The sequence below is a fragment of the Streptantibioticus silvisoli genome (genome assembly GCF_027947535.2).
Lineage (GTDB): Bacteria > Actinomycetota > Actinomycetes > Streptomycetales > Streptomycetaceae > Streptantibioticus_C > Streptantibioticus_C silvisoli.
Genome location: NZ_JAAGKO020000117.1, coordinates 1 through 5,992 on the forward strand (window position 1 = coordinate 1; position 5,992 = coordinate 5,992).

Below are 5,992 nucleotides of genomic sequence, written 5' to 3' on the forward strand. Positions count from 1 at the left end.
CCGCCGGACCGCCCCCCCGTCCGCCTACGCCGCCGGCCCCTCCACCGGCCCCGCCCGACCGGCGGACACCGACCGCCCGCAGACCTACGGCCCCGGCCCCAAGGCGTACGCCCCCGGCCAATCGGCCTCCGGTGCGGGCCAACAGGCGTACGGCGCCGACCCATCGGCCTCCGGTGCGGGCCAACAGGCGTACGGCGCCGACCGATCGGCCTCCGCCCCCGCCCCACAGCCCCACGACACCGGCCAACAGCCCTCCGCCCCCGGTCAGCAACCCTCCGCCGCCGCCCAGCCGGCCTCCGGTGCCGCGTCGTCGGCCTATGAGGGGCAACAGGCTTACCCGAGCGGCGGGTTCACCGGCCTGGAGCAGCCGCAGGGCCGGCACGCGCGGGCCCGGGCGGCCGAGTCGGCGCGGGCCGCCGGGAGCGGTACCGACCCGGCGCCGGCCTCGCTGGGCGCGCTCGGCTTTCACGGTTCCGGCGCCGGCTGGGACACCCCGGCCTTCCGCCCGGACCACGACCGCGACCGGGATCTCGACCGGGACCGGGACCGTGACCGGGACGGCGGCCCGGGCGGGCGGCGCGGTCCGCGGCGGCTCGGGCTGCTGCTGCTCGTGGTGATCCTGCTCGCCCTGGCGGGGCTGGTGGCCTACGCGATGGCCTTCGGCAAGAAGCCGGCGAGCGGCCCGGACCGCTCGCTGCCCGCCCAGGTCTCCACCGGCGGCTCACCCGCCACCCCGTCCGCGAGCTCGAAGCCGGCGGCCCCCACCACCACCGCGCCCGCCGCGCGCACGACTGCCCCGGAACCGCAGTTGGCCACCGGCTTCAGCATGCGGCACGACCCGTCCGGCTTCACCCTCGCGGTGCACGACGGCTGGAGCCGCTCCGCCGGACCGGACCACGAGGTCGGCTACGCCAGCGGCGGCGACACCTTCCGGCTGACCGTCGTGCGCGGCCGGGACGCGGCGTCGGCCTCCGGCGGCGACCCGATCACCTACGAGACGCAGAAGGAGCCGGAGCTGGCCGCCTTCCGGGCCAGCACCTGGTCGTCCTCCTCCGACCTGAAGGACCTCCAGGTCAACGGACTTCCCGCCGCCGAGGGCCAGTTCAGCTGGCGTGACCCGCACACCGGCGTCGAGCTGTACGGGCTCAACCTGGCGATCCTGCGCGACGGCCACTTCGACGTCGTACTGCTCACCGGTCCCGACGACCAACGGCAGCTGGTGACCGACTACTTCAACCAGTCCGCGCAGACCTTCCGCGCCGAGTAGTCCGGGGCCGGCCCACGGTGGGGCCGTCGCATCAGCGTGAACGCCCGGACGTCGCACGCGCGATGGTGAACGTGAAGACGTCGCACGCACGCGACGGTCGCGCGACGGTGGTGTGAACGCCCGGACGTCGCACGCGCGCGGCGGTTCGGCCATGATGTTCCCATGGCACGCCAGGGGGACACGGTGGCCGGCCGCTACCTCCTGGGGGAGCGGATCGGGTACGGCGGGATGGGCACGGTGTGGCGGGCGACCGACCGGACGCTCAACCGCCAGGTGGCCGTCAAGGAACTGCGCGTCACCGACGAGCCGTCCGAGGACGACCGCCGCGTGCAGGCCGACCGGGCGCTGCGCGAGGCGCGTTCGGCCGCCCGGATCAAGCACCCCAACGTCGTCACCCTGCACGACGTCATCGTCGGTCCCGACGAACGCCCGTGGCTGGTCATGGAGTTGGTCGAGGGCCGCTCGCTGGGCCAACTGCTGTCCGCCGACGGGCCGTTGCCGCCGCGGGAGGCCGCCCGGGTCGGCGCCGCCCTGGCCTCGGCGCTCGGCGCGGCCCACGCGCGCGGCGTGCTGCACCGCGACGTCAAGCCGGCCAACGTGCTGCTGGAACGCGGCACCGGCCGGGTCGTGCTGACCGACTTCGGCATCGCCCAACTGCCGGACGGCACGGCGCTGACCGTGGCCGGGGAGTTCGTCGGCTCCCCGGAGTACACCGCGCCGGAGCGCATGACCGGCGAACCCGCCACCCCCGCCTGCGACATGTGGTCGCTCGGCGTCCTGCTGTACGCCGCCGTCACCGGCCGTTCCCCGTTCCGCCGCGACGCGATCGCCGCAGTGCTGCACGCGGTGCTGCACGCCCCCGTCACCCCGCCGCCCGGCACCGGGCGGCTCGGGCCGGTCATCGGCCGGCTGCTGGAACGCGACGCCGCCGCGCGGCCGGCCGCACCGCAGGCGGCCCGCCTGCTGGCGTCCGCCGCGTCGGCGCCGGAGCCGGAACCCGAGCGGCCCGCGCCCGCGGCCCCGGACGGCCCGCCCGCCCCGCCGACCGCCGAGGCCGCCGCCGCCTCCCGCACGGTCTCCACCCCGTCCCGCCCGAACACCGTGCCCAGGCCGGCGGCGCCACGGGCCGACACCCCGTCCCCTGACCCGACCCCGTCCCCTGCACCGGCTCCTTCACCGTCCCCAGTCCCTTCGCCGTCCCCGGCCCCCTCGCCATCCCTGTCATCGACGTCCTCGACGCCGCCGCCCACGCCTGCGCCCGCCACCCCCGCCCCGACTCCGCCCCCGTCATCGGCCCCGACTCCGCCCCCGACTCCGCCCCCGGTCCCGCGCCGCGGCTCCCGGGTGGCCGGGGCGGTGGCCGCCGCGGTCGTCCTGCTGGCGGCCGGCGGTACGGCCGGGGTGCTGGCGGCCTGGCACGGCGGCGGTGGCGACCGGGCGCGGGGCACGCCGTCGGACGCGGCGCACCCGCCGGGCTCCGGTACCGCGCCGGCCGGGTTCCGTTACGTCCACGACGCGGCCGGCTTCGCGCTCGACGTGCCGGACGGCTTCACCCGCAGCCCGCAGCCGCCACGGGTCTTCTACCTCTCCGCCGGCCAGGCCTTCCGGCTCGGCATCCGCCGCCAGAAGCCGGACGCGTCGGGGCCGTACGGGGTGATGACCGCCGAGGCGGACGCCGCCGCGCACCCGTCCGGCACGCCGCCGTACCCCGGGTACCGCGACGGTTCGGTGACGCGGACCACGCACGCCGGACAGGCCGCTGCGCAGTGGGAGTTCACCTGGAACGGCTTCGGCGACGGCCCCCGCCGCACGTACGACCTGTGCTGGAACCGCGACGGCGTCATGTGGGACGTCTGGGTCTCCGCCCCGCTGGACCGGCTCGACGACGGCCTGCGGTACTTCGACGCCGCCACCGGCAGCTTCACGTCGAACGGCTGACCCGGACGCCGGGCCGGCGGCGGTGCCGGCGGGGGCGGTGACGCCGGCCCCGGCACGGTGACGCCCGCCCCCTGACGCCGGCCCGGACCCGTGACGCCGACCGCGGACCCGTGACGCCGGCCCCGGCACGGTGACGCCCGCCTCCGACGCCGACCGCGGACCGCGGACCCGTGACGCCACCCCCGCACCCCCGCCGCCACCCTCCCCTCCGTGGCGGGCGGGTCCCGTATGAGGCGCGTAGCGTGGGGTACGGGACAGCGCGACGTGAGGGAGGACGCCATGGCTGCGGTCCCGGTGGACCACGCGGATGTGATCGTCGTCGGGCTCGGCCCGGGCGGTGAGGACGCGGCGGGGCGACTCGCCGAGGCGGGGCTGGACGTGGTGGGGGTCGACGACCGCCTGGTCGGCGGCGAATGCCCGTACTACGGCTGCATCCCGTCGAAGATCATGGTCAGGTCGGCCGGCCTGCTGGCCGAGGGGCGGCGCATCCCCGGCCACGCCGGCACCGCGATGGTGCATCCGGACTGGCGCCCGGTGGCCCGTACCGTGCGGTCGGCCACCGCCGACTGGGACGACAAGGCCGCCGTCGACCGGCTCACCGGCCGGGGCGCGCGCTTCGTGCGCGGCACCGGACGCCTGACCGGCCGCGACGTCGTGTCGGTCACCGACGCGGACGGCGAGGAGACGGAGATCCGCGCCCGGCAGGCCATCGTGCTGGCCACCGGCACCCGGCCCGCCGTGCCGCCGATCCCGGGACTGGCCCGCACCCCGTACTGGACGAACCGCGACGCGGTCGCCGCCGAGGTCGCGCCGCGGTCGCTCGTGGTGCTGGGCGGCGGCGCGATCGGGCTCGAACTCGGCCAGGCCTTCGCCCGGTTCGGCACCGCGGTCACCGTCGTGGAGGGCGCGCCGCGGCTGCTGGCGCGTGAAGAGCCGGAGGCCCACGAGCTGTTGCTGCGCTCGCTGACCGAGGACGGCCTCGGCGTGCACACCGGCACGCAGGCGGAGTCGGTCGAATACGGTGACCACGGCTTCACGTTGCGCTGCGCGCGCGGTGATCGCTTCACCGCCGAGCGGCTGCTGGTGGCCACCGGCCGCCGCGTCGACCTCGCGCGGCTCGGCGTCGGCGCCATCGGCCTCGACCAGGACGCACCGGTGCTGCCGGTCGACGAACGGCTGCGCGTCATGCCGCCGGACAACGGCCGCCCCGGCATCTGGGCGCTGGGCGACATCACGGGCAAGGGCGCGTTCACCCACATGTCGATGTACCAGGCGGGGATCGTGGTGCGCGGCATCCTCGGCGAGGGCGGCCCGCCCGCCGCCTACCACGCGGTGCCGCGGGTGACGTTCACCGATCCGGAGGTCGGCGCGGTCGGCCTCACCGAGGAGCAGGCCCGCGAGCGCGGCGTGCCGGTGGCCACCGGGTACACCGATCTGGCGGACAGCAGCCGCGGCTACGTCCACCAGGTGGGCAACGCCGGGTTCGTCAAGGTCGTCGCCGACACCCGGTCCGGTGTCCTGGTCGGCGCCACCGCGGCCGGCCCCTACGGCGGCGAGATCCTCGGCGCGCTCTCCGTCGCCGTCCACGCCCGGGTGCCGCTGGCCGTGCTGCGCGAGCAGATCTGGGCCTACCCGACGTTCCACCGGGCCATCGGCGAGGCGCTGGCCGACCTGGCCGCGTGACGGCTTTCGGGGCGTTGTCCGAGGTCGGTGGCAGACTGCGCCGCATGGACGACAACGACCTCAAGGACCACCTGCGGCGCTACCTCCAGGCGGCGCGCGACGTGCTGCTGCTGAAGCTGGACGGGGTCTCGGAGTACGACGCGCGGCGGCCGCTGACGCCCACCGGGACGAATCTGCTGGGCCTGGTCAAGCACATGGCCGGCGTCGAACTGAGCTACTTCGGGCCGACGTTCGGCCGTCCGGTGGACGTGTGGCGGCCGTGGTTCGACGAGGGCGCCGAGCCCAACGCGGACCTGTGGGTGACACCGCAGGAGTCCCGCGAGGACATCGTCGGGCTGTACCGGCACGCCTGGGCCGTCGCCGACGCCACCATCGACGAGCTGCCGCTGGAGGAGACCGGCACCGTCGCGTGGTGGCCGCCGGAGCACGCCGAGGCCCCGCTGCACCGGATCGTGGTCCACGTGATCGCCGAGACCCAGCGGCACGCCGGGCACGCCGACATCGTGCGCGAGCTGATCGACGGCGTCGCCGGCCTGACCACCCCCGGGGACAACCTGCCGGAGCAGTCCCCCGAGTGGTGGGCGGACCACCACGCCCGGGTGGAGGGCGCCGCCCGTGCCGCGTACCAGGGCTGACCGCCGGCCGACGGGATTGCGCCAGTGATCGCTGGCGCATTTGTAACGGACCGGTGAAACCCGGTTACCGCCGGGTACCCAAACGCGGCGGGCGGTCGTACTCTCGCGCCATGACGGACGCGCAGGTCACTCCCAGCGGCACCCCCGGCGAACCCAGCGGCACCGCCGAACCGAGCGGCACCCCCGGCGAACCACGGCAGCCCGCGCCCGCCCCGGCCGCGCCCGGTCAGGACGCCGCAGGTCAGGACATCGCCGGTCAGGACGCCGCCGGTCAGGACATCGTCGGTCAGGACGCCGCCGGTCAGGACGCTCCCGGTCAGGACGGCGCCGCTGCTCGGGACACCGCCGGGGAGGCCGCCCCCGCCCGGACGTCGGACCGTACTTCTACGAGCCGACCGTGCTGGACGGCGTCGACCCCTCGATGGCGGTCTGCGGCGACGAGACGTTCGGCCCGGTGGTCTCCGTCTAC

At 76.4% G+C, this 5,992-nt stretch carries 4 protein-coding genes and 1 pseudogene; all 5 read left to right on the forward strand.

Going from position 1 to position 5,992, the window contains the following annotated elements; translation table 11 throughout:
• Positions 1-1,267 (forward strand): serine/threonine kinase C-terminal domain-containing protein (locus POF43_RS34185; protein WP_504993354.1); only part of this gene is annotated, 1,267 nt, incomplete at its 5' end.
• Between the two features lie 162 nt (positions 1,268-1,429).
• On the forward strand, positions 1,430-3,205 hold the full coding sequence (locus POF43_RS34190) for a serine/threonine-protein kinase (protein ID WP_282704958.1): 1,776 nt from the start codon (positions 1,430-1,432) through the stop codon (positions 3,203-3,205).
• A gap of 279 nt (positions 3,206-3,484) precedes the next feature.
• Positions 3,485-4,888: a dihydrolipoyl dehydrogenase family protein gene (locus POF43_RS34195; RefSeq protein ID WP_271318352.1), complete on the forward strand. Its 1,404-nt coding sequence runs from the start codon at positions 3,485-3,487 to the stop codon at positions 4,886-4,888.
• A 44-nt stretch (positions 4,889-4,932) separates the two neighbouring features.
• Positions 4,933-5,523 (forward strand): DinB family protein, encoded by a 591-nt coding sequence (locus POF43_RS34200; RefSeq protein WP_271318353.1) that lies wholly within the window; start codon positions 4,933-4,935, stop codon positions 5,521-5,523.
• A 349-nt stretch (positions 5,524-5,872) separates the two neighbouring features.
• Positions 5,873-5,992 (forward strand): annotated as a pseudogene (locus tag POF43_RS34205) (aldehyde dehydrogenase family protein); the annotation flags it as partial.

Bases quoted from the DNA above. Each gene is read 5' to 3' on its own strand.
- POF43_RS34190 (WP_282704958.1), top strand. From the start codon at position 1,430: ATGGCACGCCAGGGGGACACGGTGGCCGGCCGCTACCTCCTGGGGGAG.
- POF43_RS34195 (WP_271318352.1), top strand. From the start codon at position 3,485: ATGGCTGCGGTCCCGGTGGACCACGCGGATGTGATCGTCGTCGGGCTC.
- POF43_RS34200 (WP_271318353.1), top strand. From the start codon at position 4,933: ATGGACGACAACGACCTCAAGGACCACCTGCGGCGCTACCTCCAGGCG.